Origin of the sequence: Agrobacterium sp. FDAARGOS_525, assembly GCF_003938925.1 — a bacterium.
GTDB classification, from domain to species: domain Bacteria; phylum Pseudomonadota; class Alphaproteobacteria; order Rhizobiales; family Rhizobiaceae; genus Agrobacterium; species Agrobacterium pusense.
Map to the genome: position 1 here is coordinate 2,318,140 of NZ_RKIU01000003.1, position 21,246 is coordinate 2,339,385.

Annotated in this window: 24 protein-coding genes, 2 tRNA genes and 1 pseudogene; 10 read left to right on the plus strand and 17 right to left on the minus strand. The window is 57.7% G+C overall.

Features of this window, described 5'->3' with window-relative positions; translation table 11 throughout:
• Positions 1 to 2: 2 nt before the first annotated feature.
• The 3 genes from EGT36_RS12725 to EGT36_RS12735 form a co-directional block, all read right to left on the minus strand.
• A complete protein-coding gene (locus tag EGT36_RS12725; protein ID WP_037089026.1) occupies positions 3 to 1,991 on the minus strand; it encodes a bifunctional 2',3'-cyclic-nucleotide 2'-phosphodiesterase/3'-nucleotidase in 1,989 nt (662 codons plus the stop codon).
• Between the two features lie 207 nt (positions 1,992 to 2,198).
• Positions 2,199 to 2,534 (minus strand): PilZ domain-containing protein, encoded by a 336-nt coding sequence (locus EGT36_RS12730; protein ID WP_004441225.1) that lies wholly within the window; start codon positions 2,532 to 2,534, stop codon positions 2,199 to 2,201.
• Between the two features lie 99 nt (positions 2,535 to 2,633).
• Complete coding sequence (locus EGT36_RS12735) at positions 2,634 to 3,101, minus strand: DUF1203 domain-containing protein (protein ID WP_037089028.1); 468 nt, start codon at positions 3,099 to 3,101, stop codon at positions 2,634 to 2,636.
• A gap of 162 nt (positions 3,102 to 3,263) precedes the next feature.
• On the opposite strand from EGT36_RS12735, the gene EGT36_RS12740 reads away from it, so the two are divergent.
• Positions 3,264 to 4,151, plus strand: a complete 888-nt coding sequence (locus EGT36_RS12740) for a DUF4344 domain-containing metallopeptidase (protein WP_037089030.1) — start codon at positions 3,264 to 3,266, stop codon at positions 4,149 to 4,151.
• A gap of 54 nt (positions 4,152 to 4,205) precedes the next feature.
• A pseudogene (locus tag EGT36_RS12745) lies at positions 4,206 to 4,849 on the plus strand (dihydrofolate reductase family protein).
• Between the two features lie 70 nt (positions 4,850 to 4,919).
• On the opposite strand, the gene sseA reads toward EGT36_RS12745, so the two are convergent.
• The 4 genes from sseA to EGT36_RS12765 all read right to left on the minus strand — a co-directional run bounded on the left by sseA (position 4,920) and on the right by EGT36_RS12765 (position 9,707).
• Entirely contained in the window at positions 4,920 to 6,341 is a 1,422-nt protein-coding gene (gene sseA, locus EGT36_RS12750; RefSeq protein WP_125270445.1) for a 3-mercaptopyruvate sulfurtransferase, read from the minus strand.
• 16 nt (positions 6,342 to 6,357) lie between these two features.
• Positions 6,358 to 7,095: an alanyl-tRNA editing protein gene (locus EGT36_RS12755; protein ID WP_125270446.1), complete on the minus strand. Its 738-nt coding sequence runs from the start codon at positions 7,093 to 7,095 to the stop codon at positions 6,358 to 6,360.
• Between the two features lie 12 nt (positions 7,096 to 7,107).
• Positions 7,108 to 8,145, minus strand: a complete 1,038-nt coding sequence (locus EGT36_RS12760; protein ID WP_006697960.1) for a cysteine synthase A — start codon at positions 8,143 to 8,145, stop codon at positions 7,108 to 7,110.
• A 122-nt stretch (positions 8,146 to 8,267) separates the two neighbouring features.
• Positions 8,268 to 9,707, minus strand: coding sequence for a cryptochrome/photolyase family protein (locus tag EGT36_RS12765; protein WP_037089033.1), 1,440 nt, complete (start codon positions 9,705 to 9,707; stop codon positions 8,268 to 8,270).
• Positions 9,708 to 9,895: 188 nt separating this feature from the next.
• Between EGT36_RS12765 and EGT36_RS12770 the strand changes: the two genes are divergently transcribed.
• The 3 genes from EGT36_RS12770 to EGT36_RS12780 all read left to right on the plus strand — a co-directional run bounded on the left by EGT36_RS12770 (position 9,896) and on the right by EGT36_RS12780 (position 11,414).
• Positions 9,896 to 10,165 (plus strand): DUF982 domain-containing protein, encoded by a 270-nt coding sequence (locus EGT36_RS12770; RefSeq protein ID WP_006697962.1) that lies wholly within the window; start codon positions 9,896 to 9,898, stop codon positions 10,163 to 10,165.
• A gap of 134 nt (positions 10,166 to 10,299) precedes the next feature.
• Positions 10,300 to 10,857, plus strand: a complete 558-nt coding sequence (locus EGT36_RS12775; protein WP_037089034.1) for a methylated-DNA--[protein]-cysteine S-methyltransferase — start codon at positions 10,300 to 10,302, stop codon at positions 10,855 to 10,857.
• A gap of 113 nt (positions 10,858 to 10,970) precedes the next feature.
• On the plus strand, positions 10,971 to 11,414 hold the full coding sequence (locus EGT36_RS12780) for a TIGR02594 family protein (RefSeq protein WP_004441240.1): 444 nt from the start codon (positions 10,971 to 10,973) through the stop codon (positions 11,412 to 11,414).
• Positions 11,415 to 11,463: 49 nt separating this feature from the next.
• Here EGT36_RS12780 and EGT36_RS12785 read toward each other — a convergent pair whose 3' ends face one another.
• Positions 11,464 to 11,703, minus strand: coding sequence for a hypothetical protein (locus EGT36_RS12785; protein ID WP_004441242.1), 240 nt, complete (start codon positions 11,701 to 11,703; stop codon positions 11,464 to 11,466).
• Between the two features lie 170 nt (positions 11,704 to 11,873).
• Between EGT36_RS12785 and EGT36_RS12790 the strand changes: the two genes are divergently transcribed.
• Positions 11,874 to 12,278, plus strand: coding sequence for a DUF2934 domain-containing protein (locus EGT36_RS12790; RefSeq protein WP_037089035.1), 405 nt, complete (start codon positions 11,874 to 11,876; stop codon positions 12,276 to 12,278).
• Positions 12,279 to 12,377: 99 nt separating this feature from the next.
• Here EGT36_RS12790 and EGT36_RS12795 read toward each other — a convergent pair.
• Positions 12,378 to 12,452, minus strand: a tRNA-Asn gene (locus EGT36_RS12795).
• Positions 12,453 to 12,628: 176 nt separating this feature from the next.
• Between EGT36_RS12795 and EGT36_RS12800 the strand changes: the two genes are divergently transcribed.
• Positions 12,629 to 12,907, plus strand: coding sequence for a hypothetical protein (locus EGT36_RS12800; protein WP_006697967.1), 279 nt, complete (start codon positions 12,629 to 12,631; stop codon positions 12,905 to 12,907).
• A 5-nt stretch (positions 12,908 to 12,912) separates the two neighbouring features.
• Here the strand turns inward: EGT36_RS12800 and EGT36_RS12805 are convergent, their stop codons facing one another.
• Positions 12,913 to 13,557: an exopolysaccharide biosynthesis protein gene (locus tag EGT36_RS12805; protein WP_037089036.1), complete on the minus strand. Its 645-nt coding sequence runs from the start codon at positions 13,555 to 13,557 to the stop codon at positions 12,913 to 12,915.
• A 513-nt stretch (positions 13,558 to 14,070) separates the two neighbouring features.
• Here EGT36_RS12805 and EGT36_RS12810 point away from each other — a divergent pair.
• Positions 14,071 to 14,658, plus strand: coding sequence for a YqaA family protein (locus EGT36_RS12810; protein ID WP_004441250.1), 588 nt, complete (start codon positions 14,071 to 14,073; stop codon positions 14,656 to 14,658).
• A 138-nt stretch (positions 14,659 to 14,796) separates the two neighbouring features.
• Positions 14,797 to 15,351, plus strand: a complete 555-nt coding sequence (locus EGT36_RS12815) for a dual specificity protein phosphatase family protein (protein ID WP_125270447.1) — start codon at positions 14,797 to 14,799, stop codon at positions 15,349 to 15,351.
• A 192-nt stretch (positions 15,352 to 15,543) separates the two neighbouring features.
• Here EGT36_RS12815 and EGT36_RS12820 read toward each other — a convergent pair whose 3' ends face one another.
• The 3 genes from EGT36_RS12820 to EGT36_RS12830 all read right to left on the minus strand — a co-directional run bounded on the left by EGT36_RS12820 (position 15,544) and on the right by EGT36_RS12830 (position 16,435).
• Complete coding sequence (locus EGT36_RS12820) at positions 15,544 to 15,747, minus strand: hypothetical protein (protein ID WP_125270448.1); 204 nt, start codon at positions 15,745 to 15,747, stop codon at positions 15,544 to 15,546.
• Between the two features lie 212 nt (positions 15,748 to 15,959).
• Positions 15,960 to 16,220: a hypothetical protein gene (locus EGT36_RS12825; protein ID WP_037089037.1), complete on the minus strand. Its 261-nt coding sequence runs from the start codon at positions 16,218 to 16,220 to the stop codon at positions 15,960 to 15,962.
• Between the two features lie 138 nt (positions 16,221 to 16,358).
• A tRNA-Pro gene (locus tag EGT36_RS12830) sits at positions 16,359 to 16,435 on the minus strand.
• Positions 16,436 to 16,665: 230 nt separating this feature from the next.
• Between EGT36_RS12830 and EGT36_RS12835 the strand changes: the two genes are divergently transcribed.
• Positions 16,666 to 17,202 (plus strand): DUF1269 domain-containing protein, encoded by a 537-nt coding sequence (locus EGT36_RS12835; RefSeq protein WP_037089038.1) that lies wholly within the window; start codon positions 16,666 to 16,668, stop codon positions 17,200 to 17,202.
• A 63-nt stretch (positions 17,203 to 17,265) separates the two neighbouring features.
• Here the strand turns inward: EGT36_RS12835 and EGT36_RS12840 are convergent, their stop codons facing one another.
• From EGT36_RS12840 to uppE, 4 genes are all read right to left on the minus strand, one after another.
• On the minus strand, positions 17,266 to 17,916 hold the full coding sequence (locus tag EGT36_RS12840; RefSeq protein WP_052114174.1) for a hypothetical protein: 651 nt from the start codon (positions 17,914 to 17,916) through the stop codon (positions 17,266 to 17,268).
• Between the two features lie 174 nt (positions 17,917 to 18,090).
• Positions 18,091 to 18,240: a hypothetical protein gene (locus EGT36_RS12845; RefSeq protein WP_003521552.1), complete on the minus strand. Its 150-nt coding sequence runs from the start codon at positions 18,238 to 18,240 to the stop codon at positions 18,091 to 18,093.
• Positions 18,241 to 18,317: 77 nt separating this feature from the next.
• Positions 18,318 to 19,559: a polysaccharide biosynthesis O-antigen ligase family protein UppF gene (gene uppF / locus EGT36_RS12850; protein WP_037089043.1), complete on the minus strand. Its 1,242-nt coding sequence runs from the start codon at positions 19,557 to 19,559 to the stop codon at positions 18,318 to 18,320.
• Complete coding sequence (uppE, locus tag EGT36_RS12855) at positions 19,556 to 21,109, minus strand: polysaccharide biosynthesis glycosyltransferase UppE (protein ID WP_004441267.1); 1,554 nt, start codon at positions 21,107 to 21,109, stop codon at positions 19,556 to 19,558. The genes uppF and uppE overlap by 4 nt, the downstream gene beginning before the upstream one ends.
• Positions 21,110 to 21,246: the final 137 nt, after the last annotated feature.

Here is a 21,246-nt window from a genome sequence, read left to right on the forward strand (position 1 = left end):
CGTTAAAGAATCAGGCGGAACTTCGCGAAACCTTCCGCGCCGTCGCCGGCATCCTCGATCCTGGCGCCCTTGATGTCGGCTGCGTAATGGCGTCCCTTGGGCCCGGTCTCGAAGACGGCGGTGGTGTTTTCCACCGGTGCAAAGGACCAGTTGGCATCCGCGGACGGGTTGATGGTGCCCTGATCGATGATATAGCGCACGATCACGTCGCGGTTTGTATCGGGCGCGACGAAGATCACCTTGTCGCCGGCGATATCGGGGAATTTGCCGCCGCCGCTTGCACGGTAATTATTGGTCGCAACCACGAATTTCTGTTCGGGATCGATCGGCTTGCCATTGAACTGCAGATTGACGATGCGGTTGCTGTCCGGGTTGACCGCCTTGCCGTCCTTGTCAAATTTCGCCGGTTTGGAAATGTCGATCTGATAAGTCACGCCATCGATCACGTCGAAATTATAGGACGGGAAGTCTGGGTTGAGCAGTGGCGCATCCTTGGCACCGGCCTCAACCGTATTGAACATGCCGGCGGACATTTCCAGCCAGTTCTTCACCTGCGCCCCGTTGATCAGCACTGCCTGCACCGTGTTGGGATAAAGATAGAGATCGGCGACGTTCTTGATGGCGATGTCACCGGCGGGGACATCGGTGTAATAATCCGCGCCGCCACGACCGCCCGATTTGAACGGTGCTGCTGCCGAAAGCACGGGCAGATCCTTATACTGCCCTTCCTTCAGCATGTCCTTGATGTACCAGGTCTGGGCGTTGGAGACGATCTGCACGGACGGATCGTCTGCCACCAGCGCGAAATAGGAATAGAGCGGCGCGGATGTCTTGCCGACCGGGCGGCGCACATAGGCAAGGGCCGCTTCATGATCCACCTTGGCTGCGGCGAGAACCTCCGGCTTGTCGGTATAGTCAGCAACGACCTTGCGATTTTCATCGCGATGGTAGATCGGGCGGGCTTCTGAGGTGAAGTCGACGATCTTCCAGCTCTTGCCATCCTTTTCAAGCAGCAGGTCGATAAGGCCCATATGTGAGCCCCAGAAGCCGGCCATGACCGCCGGCTTGCCCATCAGCGTACCCTTGACCGCATCCGCACCCTCGATGCCGTCCCAAGTCTTCGGACCGGGGAAAACGAGGTGCTGGTGGCCGGTGAAGATCGCATCAATGCCTTCAACGGCTGCGAGATATAGCGATGCGTTTTCCATGCGCTCGGTCTGGCCCTTGCCGTCAATGCCGGAATGGGAAAGGGCGATGATGATATCCGCGCCTTCCTCCTTCATGACAGGCACCCAGGCTTTCGCCGCCTCGACGATGTCACGCGTCTGCGCCTTGCCCTCGAGATTCTTGGAGTCCCACATCATGATCTGAGGCGGCACGAAACCGATGATGCCGACCTTGACCGGGCTGGTGACGCCGCCGCCATCGCGGATCTGTTTTTCCAGAATGACATAGGGCTTGAAGAACAGCTCGTCGTTCTTCGGATCGGAAGCCAGCTGCCCCTTGGTGAGGTTGGCGCACACATAGGGGAAACCGGCGCCCGCAAGCGTGTTCGACATATAGTCGAGGCCATAGTTGAATTCATGGTTGCCGAGCGTGCCGCAATCGTAACCCAACACGTTCATGGCATTGATGACAGGGTGCTTGTCGCCGGCCTTCATGCCGCGCTCATAGGCGATATAGTCGCCGAGCGGGTTGCCCTGCAGGAAGTCGCCGTTATCCACCAGCATCGAGTTCCCGGCTTCGGCGCGGATGGTGTCTATGATCGAGGCGGTGCGCGCCAGACCCATCGTGTCGTTCGGCTTGTCGGCGTAATAATCATAGGGAAAGACATGAACATGGATGTCGGTCGTTTCCATGATGCGCAGATGCGCCTGGTTGGCCGCCGCACGCGCAGCAAAAGGGTGCAACATCACGAGCGCCGAAGTGGCTGCAATGCCACCCAGAAGCGAGCGCCGGGTAATGGGGTGGAGGGCGAGAAGCGACGACATGGGAACTCCTTCGGATGAAGCTTGCTCTGTCTTTAAAAACGACAGGGTAGAAGCAATCGCAGAGGAGTCCATCACCAAAATGACAGGCCCATGACAGATGGGCCGGTTTTCAACCGTTTGATAAATTTTTTGTCAGTAACGTGCGGCGCAGGTTCCGCCGCACTGGAAAATGCGCGTCATTTGTTCCGCGCATTGTAATGCTCCGGATCAGCGGGCCAGTGTCGGTTTCACGTCTTCGTGGAAGAAACGGAAGTAGGAAGAGAGCTGCGCCAGCGTGTTGGTGGAAAGCTTGAGCTGCAGGCCAAGACGGTTCATGTGCTGCCACTGCACGACGCCCTCGATGAAGCCCAGATCCTCACTCTGCACCTTGACCCGGCTACCCTTGGCGGCAGCGAAAGGCCCGTCCAGCTCGAGCGCCATTCCGGTTGCCGACAGATCGACGACACGTCCTCTGGTCGACTGGCTGAAATAATGCACAGTCGCAAAGATCCTTGTCTTGCTGCGAGGCGCGGTCCGGGTCGCCATATTGAGGTTGTTTGTCATTTTGCTACTCAAATCAATTGTTTCCGATGGGTGCAGATTAACCTGTAAAAGTTTGAAACCCGTTTAGCCGTTCGGTTAAAATTCTAGACAATGCTGTGATTATGCTTTGGCGATACGGCATTGGTAACAATTGTTTCGTGCGGAACGGACGTGGACATAGGCGACGTCTTCGCGCCCCAGAAGTGCCCGCGCCCGCGAGACGATCTCGCCGGTGGCCGTTACCGCACCCGTGCCATAGACAATACGGTCATCGTCGCCATATCCGCGCACGATATAGTCGGGGCTGTCCAGCATCGGCGGAAGGAGATCTGTCAGTGGATAACGATCGCAGGCTTCGGCATGCAGGAAGACCGGCCCCGTCTCGGCGTAGGGCTGCAGCGAGGGAAACGGCCGGTAGGCGAGTACGAGCATGACTTCACCCGCGCCGATCTGGTCGAGGCAGTGGCGACACGGCATGCCGCCGGGAGACACGGCTGTTTCCGGTCGATTGCCATAGGCATCGGCGGCGCCCGCGCGGAAATCCTCGGCGTCCTTAGCCGGCATTGCGGTGAAAACGATATTGGTCATGGCGGCCTCTTCTGGCTGGGATCGGCGTTGCTTCTTTGCAGCTATGGTCCCGAAACGCGCTGCTATCCACCCGATTCTTGACAGCTGATGCAACCAGCCCATTGCGTGACTCGTTAGGTTCGGGAATCAGTGACGCTCCTCGTTCCCGGAAGGTCTGATTTTATGTTCCGTCGTTTTCTGGCCGCCGTTCCGCTGGCTTTCGTATCGTTGACGGCTCCGATTGATGCTGAGGCGCAGGTCGCCTCCGGTCTCGACGGCCTGTCCGACGATCAGCTCCAGCAGGCGGTCAATTTCGTCATCGGCAACGCGATTTTTTCGCTCTACCATGAGGGCGCGCGCATGCTGATCTCGGATTTCGGCACGGCGGACACGGGAAGTGTACAGGCCCCGGCCGACCAACTGGCAGGAACGCTGATCCTGCAGGCCAATGAAGAATGGCTTGACACCGCGCTCGTGAACGCCACCGACAGCTGGTATCTCGCACGTGAGGCGGAGACGCTTCCTGAGCACGAAGCCCCTGTCTTCTCCGCGTTGGTGCCCGACAGGAGCCGCGACCGCAACATGGCCTGCCTGATGGTGGGCCGCGACAAGGACGGTTATGGCGATCTCGCCGCCATGATGGGGCTTCCCAATGCCGAATTTGACAAATGCGCCGCGGCCTATCCGGCGGTCGCTTCGGCCTGGGAGAATTTTCTCGCGCCCCACCGTAGTCAGACGCCTTCCAGGTTCTCCGTCAGCTACGTGCCGTCGCGCGATCCGGAACTTGAACCCTATGCCATCATGATCAAGGAATCGAAGGTCCTCGATCTCATCAGCCGCAGCTTTGGCGGTTATGGCCTGAAAGGGGACGTGAAGCTGACGGCCAAGTCCTGCGGTCGCCCGGATGTCTACTGGTCGGCGGAAAAGCGCGAGATCACCTATTGTTATGAACTCGGCAAGTTCCAGGCGGAACTCATTGCCGATCATCTATTGAACACGGTCACCGAAGACAAGGGCGCAGCCGGCGGGCAGATCCCGACTGCCGCGGTTAATCTGGAACGGGAAATCTGAGGCCAGGGTTGCAGTCGCGGATAGCCTGGCCTCCTCATGATGGAGGAGAGTGCCGTGCCGAAGGTTGTCGTTCGCAATTTCGCCATCTCGCTTGACGGATATGGGGCAGGACCAGATCAAAGTCTGCAGAACCCGCTGGGTGTGAAGGGTGAAGAGTTGCACCAATGGGCCTTCAAGACCCGCACCTTTCACCGCATGTTCGGTAAAGACGGCGGCTCGACCGGCACCGACGAGGATTTTTCCGAAAAGAGCTTTGAAAATATCGGAGCATGGATTTTAGGCCGCAACATGTTCGGGCCGGTGCGCGGCGCGTGGCCGGATGAAAACTGGAAAGGTTGGTGGGGCGACGAGCCGCCTTATCATGTTCCAGTCTTCGTCCTGACGCATCACGCGCGACCGTCCTTCACGATGCAGGGCGGTACTGTCTTCCATTTCGTGACCGACGGCATCGAGGCGGCGCTCGACATGGCGCTGGCGGCGGCAAATGGCAGGGATGTCCGCATCGGCGGCGGGGTTTCCACTATCCGGCAATATGTGACGGCGCGCCTGATAGATGAGATGCATCTGGCGCTGGCGCCGGTTTTTCTCGGGCGCGGCGAGCAATTATTCGAAGGCATGGATTTGCCGCCCTCGGTTACCGCTGCACGGGAGCGGTGGCGGGCGAGGGCGCGACACATCTAATTATCGACAAAGCGTGAGGGCCGCGTCCCTTTTTACCATCCCTCCCGTGAACGACACGGGATGATAAGGCGCGTAAACCGCTACCCCTCAATTGCGTAGCGATATCTCCAGGAGCTCCGTATCGGCCAACGGCTCCACCCAGGCCTCATAGGTGCCCACGGGCGAAAAGCCCATCATCTGGTAGAGCTGCAAGGCGCGCGGATGGTCGAGCGTGTTGGTCGTCACCGTCACCCGCTGCGGATTGTCCTGCCAGGCGGCGTAAAGCGCCTGCAACAGGAACCACTTGCCGACACCAGCGCCGATCGCTTCTTCGAGCAGCCCGAAATAAGAAATCTCTGTCACCTCGTCGCTTGTCTTGTTCAGCTCGAAGAAACCGGCGGGTGCACCGTTCATATAAAGAACCGTAACGCTGTTTTTCGGATCGCGTAGGATGGCGGAAAGTTCAGCATCGCTCATGCGCATGCGCTTTTGCCAATGCCATCGCTTTCCAACCCGCCAGTACAGATAGCGGTAAAAGTGCAGGGGAATATTGTTGACCCGCATCAGCGCCGTCTGGATGTTGACGGGGATCGGCAGGCTGACCTTCGGCGGTGCCGTCATTTCGAGCTGCGTCACGTGCGCCTTCAATGGGCCGTGCGACAGCGTGGGGATCGCATCCGCCGGACCGGTAACCACCGGCGTGTCCTGTAATCCGCCCCATTCCGACCATGAGCCGTCATAGAGAGAATTGTCCTGATGACCGAGCGATTCCAGCGCCAGGGTAATGACGGCCGCCGTCACACCCGAACCGCAGCTCGTCACGACGGGCTTCGTAAGATCGATGCCGGCATCGGTCACCATTTTGCGGATTGCCGTAAGGTCCTTGAAGTGGCCGTTTTCGGAAAAGGCTGTCGCCGGCAGGCTGCGTGCACCGGGCATATGGCCCGAACGCATGCCCGCACGCGGCTCGGCTTCCTCGCCGGTAAAGCGGCCGGCACCGCGGGCATCTGCAATCTGCTTTTCGCCGCTGTCGACAATACCGCGCATGGTGCCAAGCGAGGTCACACGTTTTTCGTTGAAATCGGGTGTGAAGGTTGTGGGCTTAATTTCCGGCGCGCCGGTTTCCAGCGGCCGGCCTTCGCGCTTCCAGCCGTCCAGGCCGCCATCCAGCACATAGGCCTTGCGCACGCCCATTACCCGCAGCATCCACCAGACGCGGGGTGCGGAAAAGAAGCCCGGACCATCATAGACCACGATCGTATCGGTCTCGCTGAGGCCGAGCGCGCCGGCCTGTTCCGCGAAAAATTCAGGCGAGGGCAGGGAGTGCGGCAGGCCGGTCGTGTGATCGGCGATTTTATCCTGATCGAAGAACACGGCGCCAGGAAGGTGACCTGCCGCATATTCTTCTGCGCCGTTGCGCTTATGCGCCGGCAGATACCAGGAGGCATCGACGATGCGAAACCCGGGCGTGCCGAGCTGTTTCTCAACCCAGTCCGCCGAAACGACGAAACGGCTCTTATCCGTGCTCACGATGTCTCTCCCGATCTCAGGCAACAGCTTCAGGCGCGCCGAAACGAATGCGGAACCGCCTGTTCTCCTTGCCCTTCTTTTCTATCTTGGCAATGTGAATATCGCCTACTTCCTGCGTTTCGGATACATGGGTGCCGCCGCAGGGCTGGCTGTCTATGCTGGAATTTTCGCCGATGCAGACGAGGCTGACCCGACCGAGCCCCATTGGCGGGCGCACGTTCTTGGATTTGACGATGCCGGGATTGGCCTGAAGCTCCTCGTCCGTGATCCATTGCAGGAAAACGGGATGATTGGCTCTCACCAGTTCCATCAGCCTGGCGGTTACGTCGTCTTTGTCAATGGTCTCCGACATGTCGAAATCGACACGCGACTCGTCCTCACCAACGGCTGCTCCCGTGATCGGCCATTGGCAGACGACGGAGAGCAGATGGCAGGCCGTGTGCATGCGCATCAACTTGTAACGACGCGGCCAGTCCACATGCAGCGTCAGCTTTTCCCCGACTTCAGGAGACGGCTGATCCTCAAGCGGGACATGGATGATGACGCTCTTGTCGGCGCCATGCTTTGTAATGCCGACCGCGATGCGCGAACCATCAGCGCGCTCGAGAAAGCCGGTATCGCCAGGCTGGCCGCCCGAGGTGGCGTAAAAACAGGTCTGGTCGAACTCGATGCCGCCGTCCTCATGCACCGCCGTGACGATCGCTTCTGCGGTGGAAAGATAAAAATCGTCACGGAACAGGGCATTCACAGGCATTTCGGCATGTCCTCAAACGGTTTCGTACGGAACCGAAATATCGGTTTTCGTCGCCAGCCACTGCGGAACGGGAAGGCCCTTGGACCGCAGGAACTCTGGATTGAAGAGCTTCGACTGATAACGATTGCCGTAGTCGCAAAGTATCGTCACGATTGTATGCCCCGGACCAAGCTCACGGGCAAGCCGGATTGCGCCGGCGATATTGATGCCGGTGGAGCCGCCGAGGCACAGGCCTTCCTTCGTTACCAGATCGAAAAGGATGGGCAACGCTTCCGCATCCGGAATGCGATAGGAGAAATCCGGTGTGAAACCCTCGAGATTGGCGGTGATGCGCCCTTGCCCGATGCCTTCCGTGATGGAGGTGCCTTCCGATTTCAGGACGCCATTCTTATAGAATTCGTAGAGGGCCGCTCCCTCGGGATCGGCAAGGCCGATCTTGATGTCGGGATTGAAATCGCGAAGGCCGTCCGCCACACCCGCCAGCGTTCCGCCGGAGCCGACCGCGCAGATGAAACCGTCGACCTTGCCATCCGTCTGGTCCCATATTTCGGGAGCAGTGGTCTCGATATGAGCCTGTCTGTTGGCGATATTGTCGAACTGGTTAGCCCAGATCGCGCCGTTCTCATCCGTCGCCGCAAGCTGTCTCGCTAGCCGGCCGGAGACTTTCACGTAATTGTTCGGGTTGGAGTAGGGAGCTGCCGGGACTTCGACCAGCTTTGCGCCGAGAAGCTTCAGCGCGTCCTTCTTTTCCTGGCTCTGCGTTTCGGGAATGACGATGACCGTCCTGTAACCGAGCGCATTGGCGACCAGCGAAAGGCCGATGCCGGTATTGCCCGCCGTGCCTTCCACGATGGTGCCGCCCCGGCGCAATTGTCCGCGCCTTTCGGCGTCGCGGATGATGTAGAGCGCGGCGCGATCCTTTACGGACTGGCCAGGATTAAGGAATTCCGCCTTGCCGAGGATTTCGCACCCCGTCGCTTCAGAAGCAGCTTTCAGACGGATGAGCGGCGTATTGCCGATGGCACTGAGCGCAGAGGGGTGAATGGTCATGATTGAGCCTTCTTGTCTGAGCGGAAATTAGGTGCCGTTATGTCCCGTTACAACCGCTTCAAGGCAAGAAATTATCTTCCCGGCTTCGGCTTCGCCACGCAAAATTTTGCCGATACCCAGTTTTATGTCTTCTTCTTCACTCTGGCATAGGCAGCAAGTGCTCTCTCCCGCGCCCTGCCATGGTCAACAATGGGGTTCGGGTAGGTTTCCCCGAGCGTGATGCCCGCTTTGGTCAGCACCTCTTTCGGGGCCTCGAATGGTTTGTGAATATATTTGCGCTCCAGCCTTGCAAGCTCCGGTACGAAACGGCGGACATAATCGCCGTCCCCATCGAATTTTTCGCCTTGCAGGATAGGGTTGAAGATGCGGAAAAATGGCGAGGCATCTGCTCCCGAACCCGCCACCCACTGCCAGTTGGCGGCATTGGAGGCCGGATCGGCGTCCACGAGCGTATCGCGGAACCATTTCTCACCCTTGCGCCAATCGATCAGCAGATGCTTGATGAGGAAGGACGCCACGATCATGCGGACGCGGTTATGCATCGTGCCGTGGCGCCATAGTTGCCGCATCCCGGCATCCACGATCGGATAGCCGGTCATGCCGCGCGTCCAGGCCGTGAAGGACTTGTCATCGTCCCGCCAGCTGAAGGCGTCGAAACTGTCGTTCCAGTTCTTTTCGTCCAGCTCGGGAAAATGAAACAGGAGGTGATAGCAGAATTCCCGCCAGACGATTTCCTTGCGAAAACGGCTGATATCGTTTGAGGCGATGTGGCGGGAAAGTCCCTTCGTCGCATGCCAGACGGTGGCGGGTGAGATTTCTCCTAATGCGAGGTGCGGTGAAAGCCGGGAAGTCGCGTCCTTCGCCGGCAGGTCGCGGCCCTCTTCATAACCTTTCAGTGCGCCGTCAATGAAATCGGAGAGCTTCTCTCGCGCCCCGTCTTCGCCAGGCGTCCAGATATCGCTAAACTCCCTTGCCCAGTCAGGCCTTTTGGGCAGCAGCTGCCATTCGTCGAGCGTTTCCGATCTTGGCCAGTTCCTGGGCGCGTTGAGTCTGTCTGGCGCATCCGCAGGCGCGTGGGGCTCTTCGCCGCCCTCCAGGGCGCGCCAGAACGGTGTATAGACCCGGTAGGGACCACCGGATTTGGTCTGCAGCTTCGATGGCTCATGCAGCAGATGTCCGGAAAAGCTCCGTACCGTCAGGCCTTCATCCCGGAGCGCGCGTTTTAAGGTCTTGTCGGTCGAAATACCTTCAGGATCATAGCGGCGGTTCCAGAATACGGTGTCTGCGCCGGTTTCCGCGATCAGCCTGCGCAAAACCTCCCCGGCGTCGCCGCTGGCGAGCACGAGGCGGCTGCCTGTTTTCTTGAGCGCGGCATGAAGCGCAGTGAGCGAGTGGTGAAGCCACCATTCCTGCGCACGCCCCAGCGCGCCGCAACATTTTTCCCTGATATAGACGGGGATGACGGGACCTTTATGGTCGGCCGCCGCAAGCAAAGCGAGGTTGTCCGAAAGGCGCAGGTCCTTGCGGAACCACACGATGACGGGAGAGGCTTTTGTCTGCATGGGAGGGCCCGGTTCACTTCCGTTTGAACGAGTGTTGAAACGCTTTGTTCCGCAAATCGGCTAGAATGGAAAGATGGGGCACATGGTTTCTCGAGGGTTATTTTTTCGCTCTTGAAACCGCAGGTGAAGGGAACCAACTGGAGGAGCCGGCGTTTGTCGCGGGTTAATAGAGCATGGAAGTGCAATCAATGTTGCTGAATGACGTTAAGTGGGAAAAGCCCGTTACCATCTCCCTTGAAAACGGTGCCCCTCGAATTTTCACAGGCGTTTACGAAGCCTTCGATTTTCTCCAGCATGAGTGGCCCGAGCGGGGAGACAAGGCGCACGAACAGGCGCTTCGCCTGTGCCGCGCCTCGCTCATGGGCGACGTGGCGGGAGAGATAGCCCGCACGGCCTTCGTCGCCGCCAGCCGGCAGGCGCGCTGCCTCGTTGAGGAGCCGGAAAAAATCGCATCCTGAGCTGATTTTGGAACTGACGTGTGAAAGGCCACCCGCCTAAAACGGGTGGCCTTTTTTGTTGTGCGGCAGGAAACGGGTTGTTTCGAATGCGGGATATGGCATCGTGCAGGCGAAAAGGCGAATGAGTGACGGTGATGGGCAGCCACTACGGCTATATTGTTTTTCCAACGGCGCTTGGCCACTGCGGCCTCGCATGGGCGGGGCGAGGTATCGTGCGTCTGCAATTGCCGGGAGCGGACGCCGGCGAAACGGAAAAGCTCCTTCAGAAGCGCCTGCCGTCCGCCTCCATCGCCGTTCCCGAGACGCGGACACGTGAGGTGATTGCGATGATCACCCGTTATTTCGGCGGTGAGGCAATCGATTTTAAGGCCGTGGACCTTGATCTCGCCGGGCAGGAACGATTTTTTCTCGACGTCTATGCCGGTGCGCGACAGATCGGTTGGGGCAACACGACGACGTATGGCGGCATCGTGAAGACACTCGGTCTTGGCATGGAGAGAGCACGTGACGTCGGCCAGGCAATGGCGAAAAATCCGGTGCCGCTGATCATTCCGTGTCACCGGGTCCTTGCCGCAGGTGGCAGGCTTGGCGGCTTCTCCGCACCGGGCGGAACCACTACCAAATTGCGGATGCTGGACCTTGAAAATGCCGGCAGTAGCCGTGCGGATGATGCGCAGGGCAGCCTGTTCTGAAGCAATAACAGATCAGCCCGCATGAATAGGCGTCTGATTTCTGCCAATTTCTCGTCAAATTGTCGCTAAATTGTCACAATACACGAACGCCCGCTAACATAAGGGCGAGACGTTTGAGAGTATCCGCGTTAATTCTATCCGTTGCCTTGTCTTTTACAGTCGTGGCACCGGCCTCAGCTGGCATGCTGAACCAGGCTGAGAAATACACCGGGCTGCATGAGTCCAAGAACAACAAGAGCCTGAAGAACATTCTTGGGGCAAATCCGAGAAGTACGCCGTGGTGCGGCCTTTTCCTGCATGCCGTAGCCAGCAAGGCCGGCCGGCAATCACCCAAATCCTACGGATTTGCGAAATCCTGGAGTTCCTTCGGTTATGCCGTCCCGGTTGGCCAGGCAAAGCCCGGTGATGTCGTCGTCATCCGCAACGGCCGGGGATATCATGCTGGCATTCTAAAGAGCATGAGCGGCAAGACCGCACAAATCCTGGGCGGCAACCAATCGGGAAGGGTGCAGGTCTCGAATTTCAACCGCAAGGCCATCGTTTCGGTTCGGCGATAAATTCCCTGCATTCCCTTGATAAAGGCGGGCCTCGACCCGCCTTTTCCTTTTAAGGCTGTTCTCTCGTGCCTGGCGCCGCCTCGCGCTGGTCGTCGTCCTCCAGATCGGTGGCGACAATGAAAGCATCCTCGTGCTGCCTTGCAGCCTGCCGGCGTGCACGCAGGTTCATGCTCTCGTCCGGATAAATCTCGCCTTCCTTGTCTTTCAACTCGCTGTCTGTCTCGAAACGCGCAACGTCGTCGTCTTCAATATCAAGCGGTTCGGTTTTCGGCTTCTGCGGGGTGTTCATGAAGCGATCTCCTGCTGGTTTCTGCAGGCCAAACGCTCGGCAGCCGATGCCGGTTCCCATTCTTGCCAAAATGCTCATTCGTCGCAGGTCGATGCGGAACTAACTCTGGCTTTTTTTGTTTTTTCAATGGCACAATTGAAGCTGGTGCAACGCAAAGAGGGAGGTCCGTTATGAGCCACGACCGCGAAGCCGCAATCCGTGAAAAAGCGCGCGCAATATGGGAGAGGGAAGGAAGACCCGACGGGCATCATGAAAGACACTGGATCGAGGCGGAACGGGAAATCTCCGCGGAGGCGGAACCGGCAAAACCCAAAAGCGGAAATGGCGTGAAGAAGTCCGCTTCCGCCACCGCGTCAGGGGAGAAGGGGCCTGCAAAAAAGTCGCCCACGAAAAAAGCCAATTCGACAAAGATGAAATCTCCTGCGGTAAAATCGCTGGAGAAAGAGCAGAAATCCACGGACAAGAACAAGGAAGACGATTTGACCGAAAGCCTTGAGGAGAGTTTTCCGGCCAGCGATCCACCGGCATTGACCAACGCCACGAAGGCAACAAAACGGGCGGTCAAGAAAAGCTGATGGCCTGACGGCCGCACAGCAGGAAGTCACGAAAACTTCCAGGTCGCGTCGGGCGAATTGCAGCTGCACTTCGCTCGGCTGACGCGCTTTTGAGAAAAATGGCTCCCCGGGCCGGATTCGAACCGGCGACCTGTCGATTAACAGTCGAATGCTCTACCGCTGAGCTACCAGGGAACGTGCGCTGCTTGGCGCGGTGTGAGCGGGGTAATACAAATGCTTTTCCGATTTGCCAAGCGCTTTTTTCAAAAAAAACGCATTCCTCTTGTTTTATCCCTCCGGAGTCCCGATTTTCCGGGCTTATCGACGCTGAAAAAATTATCCACAGGCCAGATGCTAAAGGGCGGATTGGAATGAAATTCGGAATCGACCATAGAACGGGTCGTCTCAATCTCGGAAAATGGAGCCTTGCCATGCCGCGTTCGCGCGTCGGCAGGATCGCAACGGGTTCGGCGCTGGTCGTGGGCGGTACGCTGGGCTTTTTGCCCATTCTGGGTTTCTGGATGGTTCCCGTCGGCCTTGTCGTGCTTTCCCACGACCTGCCGGCTGTTCGTCGCCAGCGGCGAAGGCTGGTGATCTGGTGGGCATCGCGGCGGAACCGGCGGGAGCCCCGCGACCGGGACCGACAGTAATCCTGCTACGCCCCGATGGAGCTGCTGATGCCCTGGCCTGCCCAGAAGGCGGCATAGGCGAGTGCAGCAAAATAAATCGTCGTCAGCCCCAGAAAGAGGTAACCGCCCAGCACCGTGACGCCGTCCCGCTGAATCATGCCCGCTGAGAAAAGCAGGATCGCAATGCCCGGCAGGGTGTTGGAAAAGGGAATGAAGCCGAGCGGCATCATCAGAAGCACGCCCGCCGTCATCAGGGCGAGGCCATTTATCCTGTTGGCGATGACGCCCGTCGTCAGCGCCGGAACGCGTGGACGGATAAAGCGGTCCAGCTTCGATACGATCGCCACACCCTTTTGCAACGCCGGGACCAGCTTTGCCGTTTCCATCTGCCGGTCGAGAATTTTTGCCGGCAGCCATGGCAGGCGATTCAGCGTGATCGCGAGACTGACGAGAATGATTGCGGCGCCGAAAACGGTACTGACTCCGGGAATGGAAACCGGGATCAGAAAGGGCAGGGAGGCTATGGCACAGATGAGCAGCAGGCCCTGTTCACCGATCGCTTCCATCAATTCGCGCAATGTGATCGTCTGGCCCTGTAGTTTTCCTATCAGCTTTTCAAGCGTGGTGCTGAGCTTTTCAGACGTATCAGTGAATGCGAATTCGTTCGACATGCCGCTTCCCGGAAGTTGTTCAACTCCGGGATTGATACCATTCCTCCGGCCCGATGCCTATCACAGATGGAAACGGGCCTCTTCACATTTGGTCATGCCGTCCGAAAGATCTAATGCGAAACCCAGTTGCTATAGGCACCTGCAAGAAGAACCACCAGCAGAATGACAAGTATGACCGGATTGATTGATGTAACGAAGTTGACATAGTCCATGATAACTTCCTCCTCTTCCCGCCACCTCTTATTCTACAGCAAAAAGGCGAGTTCATCTACCTAGAGATGAAATTTCGCATCGCAGCAACCGGTCTCCGGTATGGATTGGAATCGTGGGACTTTTTCATTTTCCGCGATGCAAAAATAAATCTTCCAACATTTGCCATTCTCTTGAGTTGTCTCTAATCCTGCTTCGTGAAGGGTTTCCGGACCCGCCGCCTGCCGTTGATTGACCGGGTGAAATTCCGCCTGTGTCTTGCCTCCGTCTGCCTCCTGACCATTCTTCCCCGGGGACATGAAAATGCTGAAAAACATCTATGCCTGGACGATGGCGCTCGCCGCGCGCAAAACCGCCGTGTGGTGGCTGGCAATCGTGGCTTTCGTGGAAAGCTCCGTTTTCGTTGTTCCCGCCGACGTGCTTTTTTTGCCCATGGTATTGGCGAAGCCGAAAAAAGCGATGTTTTACGCGCTCGTGGCCACGGTCGCCTCGGTTCTGGGCGGCATAGCGGGCTGGTTCCTCGGTCATTATGCATTTGAGAGCATTGCCCGGCCCATTCTTGAATTTTACGGCAAGCTCGACAGCTTCGAGCATCTGAAGAACTCGGTGGATTATGAAACCATCGTTCTTCTGCTGGTGACATCTGGCCTTGCGCACCTGCCGCCAATCAAGGTGGTTACCATTCTGTCGGGCGCGGCCAATATCAGCCTTGGCCTGTTCATTCTGTCGGCGGTCGTCACGCGCGGCGCACGCTTTTTCATCCTTGCCGGTTTGCTGCAGAGATACGGTGAATCGGTCCGCCATTTCATCGAAAAACGCCTCGGCGCCATCACGGCCGCGGCGGCGGCGGCACTTATCGCCATCTACGCGGTTTACGTTTTCGTGCGTTGATCGAAAGCAATTGTTCTACTCTTATAATACTGTCGCATAACTTTCAGCCTACTGTCAGAATCCACCTGTATCGGTTCCCCTGTCCAATCAGGAACCGTTTTATTATGCGAAGATTTTGGAAGTGCTCCTTTTGGGGGCATGGGCCTCGTCGTGCTTGCGGCAGGCGGATATCTCTATGCCCTTCAACTCCTCGGCAACTTCCACGAGGTGATGGCCGGGCAGCTTTATCGCTCCAACCAGCCGAGCAGCGAGCAACTTGTTCGCTACACCAAGGATCACGGAATAAGGACTGTGATCAATCTGCGCGGGTCAAATGAATCCCAGGCGTGGTACCGGGATGAGGTCGAGACCTCGCGCAAACTCGGATTGAATCACATTGATTTTGGCATGTCCGCGAGCCAGGAGCTCAACATGAGCCAGGTAAACGAGCTGGTCGCGATCATGCGCGACGCGCCGAAACCGATTCTCATTCATTGCAAGGCGGGTGCGGACAGGACGGGCCTCGCGACCGCGCTTTATCTCAGTCGCGTCGCGCGTCTTGGAGAAAAGGAAGCAGAAAGTCAGCTCTCGGTTCGCTATGGCCACATCGGCATTCCCTATCTCTCGCAAACCTATGCCATGGACCGGACCTGGGAAAATGTGGAGGATATGCCGATCACTGACGACTTTGCCATCGCTTCCAATGAATATTGAGCAAGGCTTCGACCGGTCGGGAAGTAACTGATAACGCCCCGTTTCTGAAGCGCCATTGGCTGTAATGCTTCTGTGAATTGTCCACCCGCGCTTCGGCTCTCTGTCGGCAGGGGAAGCTTTTATCGGAGCGTGGAATCTGTGCGACTTGACCGCGTCATGGGTATCGGAGACCAGCTGTGGATAAGGCGATTTCTAATCGCGCTCCATGTCCGGCATCCACCCGCGCGTATATCCTTTTCCCATGATGGCGACAGCAAGGGACAGCTGCTCCTGCAAATGCTCGATTTCGCCGAGTAGCGCCTCGACGGCCGCCCTTGCATCACCGTCATGACACTGGATGACGTATCCCGCTATGTCGTCAGGCCGTATGGGAGTGATCTTTTTAGCGTCGGACATGGTATAGGTGACCTCTCTTTTGTTCACTAAATGTTCTAATTTTAGCAGAGAGTCAACACGGCAATGCACATCGTCGTTTGACGGAGGGCGACGGCATATCGCGCCCGCTTTTTTTGTAGAATTTGCCGGTGAGCACCTAAGCAAAATGGGCCGGTGGGCCTGGGGTCCTACAGGAGCTTTAACCCAACCCAAGCGCGGCGTCGCCCGTTGGGTTAATGGACCGAAGGATCCTCGCTATCCAGAAAGCTGCGAATACCGTCTTTTTCGCAGGTAGCCAGGAATTCTTCCCATGCGTCTTTATCGGTTGCGAAAGGTTCGTCCCACGTGGTGACATCGTCGTGCTCGCTGATAACTTCCAGGGTCCAGTCTTGCTGGGTGCCCGCGGGCCGATAGATGTCAACAAGGACAGTGATACCCTCGTCTTCAAACTCGCCTGAAAATTCCGAGTGTTCTATTTTCGTTTTTTTTGCCATCTCAGCACACTTCGTTTTCAAGGCTTGAATAAATGCACACCCGAACAGGATGTTTGAAACCTGCGCAAAACGCTCGCTACTGGAGCGCTAAAACAAATATAGCCAGCTCTGGGGGAACTGGCTATCTATCTGATTTAATGGTCGGAGCGGCGGGATTCGAACCCACGACCCCTTGACCCCCAGTCAAGTGCGCTACCGGGCTGCGCTACGCTCCGAACCTGAAAGCCGTTTATATAGAAGCCTGTTAGGGCGCAAGCGGAAAATGGCCTTTTCTAAAAAAAACGAACAAAGGATGTGGACTGCGGGAATGGGATCAATGGAGCACCGCGTTTTGCCGGCTGCGTGGCTGTCAAACACCTGACACATCATCTTTTCATCATGGCCGGAACCTGCCGCGATCTTTAACGTTCATTCGCAGCGGAATTGAAACTCAGGGAGACAAACAATGTCCGAACTTGTCGTTGTCGGTTTTGACGGAACGGAAGAGGCCGACCGGGTCCTTCTGAAGCTTGCGAGCCTGAAGAAGGAGTATCTGGTCGATCTGGAAGATGCCGTTGTCGTGGTTCGCGATGAAAATGGCAAGGTTCATATGAAGCAGAGCGTCAACCTGACAGCGATCGGTGCAAGTTCCGGATTTCTGTCCGGTGGCCTGTGGGGCGGCCTCGTCGGCCTGCTGTTCCTCAACCCGCTGGCGGGATTTGCGATCGGCGGTGCCATCGGCGCGGGAACGGGCGCGCTTGCGGGCTCGCTCACGGATTACGGCATCGATGACGATTTCATCAAATCCCTGGGCGAGACCATTCCAAACGGGTCGTCGGCTCTTTTCGTATTGATCCGAAAGGTGCAGCCGGAAAAGGTTCTGGCGGAACTGGAAGGGCTGCGCGGCAGGGTTATCAAAACATCGCTCTCGCCGGAGCAGGAAGCCGAACTACAGAAAGCACTTTCGGGCGGGAGCCATCAGCCTGCTACACCGGTTGCCTGAAACGGATAAAAGCAACGCTGCGGCATCATCGATGTCGCAGCGCTTCTGCGTCAGCCGTTGCTGTCAAACGGTGAGTGTGCCGTCCTTAGCCTGCGGCCAGGTGAGATAATAATAACGGCTGCCGACACTGCCAAAAAACGCGTTGTCGCCGGAAATACCATCAATATAAGCCCCGTTGGCGCCCTTTGCATAGGCCGCTCCATCGCGTTTCAGATGATCCTTCAGGAAGTCGCTCCAGCCCGCCGTTGCGATCGCTGTGGCGGGTTTCGAGGCGGTGTTGGGGTCGTCTGTCACATCCCACGCTTTGATCTTTACGCCGTCCGCCGGGTTGGACACCGTCAGCGTGCCGGCAGCCAATGCTTCCAGCATCGCCTTGGCCTGCGCTGCCTTGGCGGGATCCCCGGACAGTTCTTCGAGCGTCGCTTTCAGATCCTTCATGAAATCCGCCTGGGTGATGTCCCCGGAAGCGGCCGTCTTGTCCGTATCACCGCTCTCCGCCTCATTGCCCGAGGTTTGCGCATATTGCGCCAGAAGCTGCGTCAGCCGCGTATTGCTGGACGAGGTGGAGGTGGTGGTGTCGATGCCATAGGAATTGAGGAGCGTCGTCCGTGATGATGTGGAAGTCGCAGCGGAGTTGTCTTCCTGTTCCCTGATGGCCTTGAGGGCCAGTTTGGTGGCGGTGAGACGTGTGGAAAGGTCGATGGAGGAGACCATTGTGCGGGTTGTCCATGATCGGACCAGATACGCATCATCCGTACCGGGCCGGCGCGGCGTGAATCTGCGATTCCTGCCATTTGTCCTCTTTCATAAGAAGACCGGGTGCGTTCCGGCCGTTTTTGGCTGGAACGCACCCGGTTTAATGGTCGGACTTTGCGCGACGCTTGCGGCTCAGTTTTCCTGAACGGAAACACCATTCGGGCCGATATTCATCTCGATTCCCTTGGGCTTGCTTTCTTCATGCCAGACGTAAATGCCAAGGCCTGCGATGACGACAATCAGCGCGCCGATGATGAGATAGAGATTATTGGTCTGCGTCATAAGATGTCTCCCCGTTTGACAATCAGAATCGGGGGCTAAACGCATGAAATCGTGGAAGGTTCCGTAAGGTCAGCTGTTTATGCGCCAACCGCGCGCCGGCGCCGGCCTTCGCGTTTTTCCAGTGCCATGCAACCCCACAATATGCCGAGCAGCAGGAAGAAGTGTCGCCAGTGGTCGGTATCGATGACAGCACCGATCATCACATGCCCGACAAAAGCCACCCACGAAATGATCAGGAAGGCCTGCCACGGGCGCGGGCGCAAGAGATGTCTGAAACCGGCGGCGATGGTCCAGCAGATCAGGACGAGATAGATGACGAAGCCGAACCAGCCATGTGTCGTCAGGCTTTTCAGCCAGATATTGTGCTCGGCTGCGGGAAAGATATTGTCGAACACCATCGGGCCGATACCGAGCGGATGTTCCATCGCCAGCAGGAAACCGAGATAATGGCGGGCGAACCGTCCCAGATGGCCGCCATCATAAGATTGCACGGCCGAGGCGCGGCTGGAGAACAAATCGGCCACCTGTTTGAACTGCAGCGCGATGAGGACAGCCGCTACCATCAGTCCGGCGGCGACGAGAAACAGCACGAGGATTTTCAGGCGAAACGCCGCCGTACGTTCCTTCAGCATCATGACGAAGACGAGCAGTACGGTGGCAAACAGAAACAGCCCCCAGGCCGCACGCGAAAACGACAGGAACACGCCAAGCGACAGGATCAGCAGGCCGAGGATTCGCCAGGGTGCGTGCATCGTCTTGCCGGTCAGCAGGCCGTAGATGAGATAAAGCGATGGTGTCACCAGAAAGGGACCGAAGACGTTCGGATCCTGAAAGGCGCCTTTGGCGCGATCGTAAAGGGTGAAGACTTCGAAGCCCGGAATGGCGTGAAAATAGCCGATGATGCCGAGCAGGGAGGTGATCACCGCCGCCGCCAGCCACGCCCGGAAAATCAAAAGCAGCCGCTGGTATCGGTCCTCGATGATTGCCGCGTAAAACACCGAAGTCAGCGCCAGAAATGTTGAAACAGCGAGATAAAGCGGACCCTCATCCAGGTCGGCCATGGTGGTGAGCGAGAGATATCCGCCGATATTGAAGGCGAGCAACAGGCACAGCAGCAGGACGACGGTGCGTGAAAGTCGCAGGCCAAGCAGAAACCACAGGGCCACTTGCCCAACCATCATCAGCTCATAGGGCGCTGGCTCGGAGATAACGAAGCCGGAAAGAAACACGCCGAAGGCAATGAAGAACGAACCTATGAGCCGCATGGCAGCCAAAGGCGCATCGAAATCCGGGGCGTGCTGGTAACCGGTGTGGGTCAATAGGCGTTTTCCGATTTGAGCAGCCGGATCGGCGTCAGGAACAGGATCTTGAGATCGAGAAACAGCGACCAGTTCTCGATGTAATAGAGATCATATTCGGTGCGGAACTTGATCTTGTCGCCATGGTCGATTTCTCCGCGCCAGCCATTGATCTGGGCCCAGCCGGTTACGCCGGGCTTGACCTTGTGTCTTGCGAAATAATGCTCCACCACTTCGGTATATTTCAGGTCGCCGGTCTGGGCATGAACCGCGTGCGGGCGGGGCCCGACCAGCGACAGGTCGCCATGAAGAACGTTGAAAAGCTGCGGCAGCTCGTCCATCGAGGACTTGCGCAGAAAGCGGCCAACGGGCGTTACGCGCGGATCGTTCTTGGTGACGGCCTTTTTTGCGGTCGGATCGCTGAGTTCCGTATACATGGACCGGAACTTCCAGACGTTGATGGTTTCATTGTTGAAGCCATGGCGCTTCTGCTTGAAGAGGATAGGCCCCTTGGACGTCGTTTTGACGGCGATTGCCGCGCCCACCATGACCGGCCACAGAAGGGCGATGCCGATGAGGCTGAAGGTGATGTCGAACAGCCGCTTCGCGACGGAATCCCAGTCCCGGATCGGTTTGTCGAAAACGTCAAGCATCGGCACCTTGCCGACGTGGGAATAGGCACGCGGGCGAAAGCGCAGCTTGTTGGCATGCGCCGCAATGCGGATATCGACCGGGAGCACCCAAAGCTTGCGCAAAAGCTGGAGAATGCGTGCCTCGGCGCTTAACGGCAGGGCAATGATCAGCATATCCAGTTTGGTCAGGCGGGCGAATTCCACCAGTTCGGCGAAAGTGCCGAGCTTGGGGTAACCCGCGACGACGTCGGGAGAGCGCGCGCTTTGCCGGTCATCGAAAATGCCGCAGATGCGGATGTCGTTGTCGGATTGCTGCTCGAGCGAGCGAATGAGATCCTTGGCAGCATCACCACCGCCGACGATGACCGCCCGGCGTTCCATGACGCCATTGCGGCCCCAGTGGCGGATGGCGAAGCCAAGGATCAGTCGTCCGGTGAAAATGGCGATCGCGGCAATTGCATACCAGATGCCGAAGGCTTGCCAGGAATGCAGCGCATCGGGAAAAAAGAGGAGAAGGAAACAGGCTGTGCCAACGAAGGACAGGCAGACCGCGCCCTGAATGCGAGCGAACATCGACAGTGGCGTGCGTAGCGTCGGCAACTGATAACAGTCGCCGGCCTGAAGAAGAAAGACGCAGAGCGCGGCCCCCAGTACGCCGCCGCCAAAAACCGCCAAGAAGGTCTCAATACCCCGATCGGCGGCGACGCCGTTGATGATGGCGGCGATCACCACGAGCATGGTGAATTCCAGAAGCCGCAACTGGCCTATCACCATGTTCGGGGAGTGATTGCCGCCGCGAAGCTGGTTGGCAATCTGCCGTGCGAGAGGGTTGAGAACGACGGCTTCCGATGTCGAAGGCCCGTTGGCCTCTTGCTCGGAAATCTGTTTGCGCAACGACGCCAGATCGAATTGCAGTCTATCCTTGTCAGCCTTGGTCATTGCTTGGTCCGCACCCTCCAGCGCATCGGCGCGAAAATCGGCATCGATTTCCGACCGGACGATACGCAACTTCAAAGTGGTGGAGCGGGCCTGATGCATCCGGACGGACGCACGGCGCTCCACGATCTGGAAACTAG

Bases quoted from the DNA above. Each gene is read 5' to 3' on its own strand.
- uppE (WP_004441267.1), bottom strand. From the start codon at position 21,109: ATGACCAAGGCTGACAAGGATAGACTGCAATTCGATCTGGCGTCGTTG.
- EGT36_RS12835 (WP_037089038.1), top strand. From the start codon at position 16,666: ATGTCCGAACTTGTCGTTGTCGGTTTTGACGGAACGGAAGAGGCCGAC.
- EGT36_RS12740 (WP_037089030.1), top strand. From the start codon at position 3,264: ATGTTCCGTCGTTTTCTGGCCGCCGTTCCGCTGGCTTTCGTATCGTTG.
- EGT36_RS12775 (WP_037089034.1), top strand. From the start codon at position 10,300: ATGGGCAGCCACTACGGCTATATTGTTTTTCCAACGGCGCTTGGCCAC.
- EGT36_RS12790 (WP_037089035.1), top strand. From the start codon at position 11,874: ATGAGCCACGACCGCGAAGCCGCAATCCGTGAAAAAGCGCGCGCAATA.
- EGT36_RS12755 (WP_125270446.1), bottom strand. From the start codon at position 7,095: ATGCCTGTGAATGCCCTGTTCCGTGACGATTTTTATCTTTCCACCGCA.
- EGT36_RS12785 (WP_004441242.1), bottom strand. From the start codon at position 11,703: ATGAACACCCCGCAGAAGCCGAAAACCGAACCGCTTGATATTGAAGAC.
- EGT36_RS12820 (WP_125270448.1), bottom strand. From the start codon at position 15,747: ATGTCCGACGCTAAAAAGATCACTCCCATACGGCCTGACGACATAGCG.
- EGT36_RS12735 (WP_037089028.1), bottom strand. From the start codon at position 3,101: ATGACCAATATCGTTTTCACCGCAATGCCGGCTAAGGACGCCGAGGAT.
- EGT36_RS12725 (WP_037089026.1), bottom strand. From the start codon at position 1,991: ATGTCGTCGCTTCTCGCCCTCCACCCCATTACCCGGCGCTCGCTTCTG.
- EGT36_RS12810 (WP_004441250.1), top strand. From the start codon at position 14,071: ATGCTGAAAAACATCTATGCCTGGACGATGGCGCTCGCCGCGCGCAAA.
- EGT36_RS12815 (WP_125270447.1), top strand. From the start codon at position 14,797: ATGGGCCTCGTCGTGCTTGCGGCAGGCGGATATCTCTATGCCCTTCAA.
- EGT36_RS12840 (WP_052114174.1), bottom strand. From the start codon at position 17,916: ATGGTCTCCTCCATCGACCTTTCCACACGTCTCACCGCCACCAAACTG.
- EGT36_RS12730 (WP_004441225.1), bottom strand. From the start codon at position 2,534: ATGACAAACAACCTCAATATGGCGACCCGGACCGCGCCTCGCAGCAAG.
- EGT36_RS12825 (WP_037089037.1), bottom strand. From the start codon at position 16,220: ATGGCAAAAAAAACGAAAATAGAACACTCGGAATTTTCAGGCGAGTTT.
- EGT36_RS12800 (WP_006697967.1), top strand. From the start codon at position 12,629: ATGAAATTCGGAATCGACCATAGAACGGGTCGTCTCAATCTCGGAAAA.
- EGT36_RS12765 (WP_037089033.1), bottom strand. From the start codon at position 9,707: ATGCAGACAAAAGCCTCTCCCGTCATCGTGTGGTTCCGCAAGGACCTG.
- EGT36_RS12845 (WP_003521552.1), bottom strand. From the start codon at position 18,240: ATGACGCAGACCAATAATCTCTATCTCATCATCGGCGCGCTGATTGTC.
- EGT36_RS12760 (WP_006697960.1), bottom strand. From the start codon at position 8,145: ATGACCATTCACCCCTCTGCGCTCAGTGCCATCGGCAATACGCCGCTC.
- EGT36_RS12770 (WP_006697962.1), top strand. From the start codon at position 9,896: ATGTTGCTGAATGACGTTAAGTGGGAAAAGCCCGTTACCATCTCCCTT.
- EGT36_RS12805 (WP_037089036.1), bottom strand. From the start codon at position 13,557: ATGTCGAACGAATTCGCATTCACTGATACGTCTGAAAAGCTCAGCACC.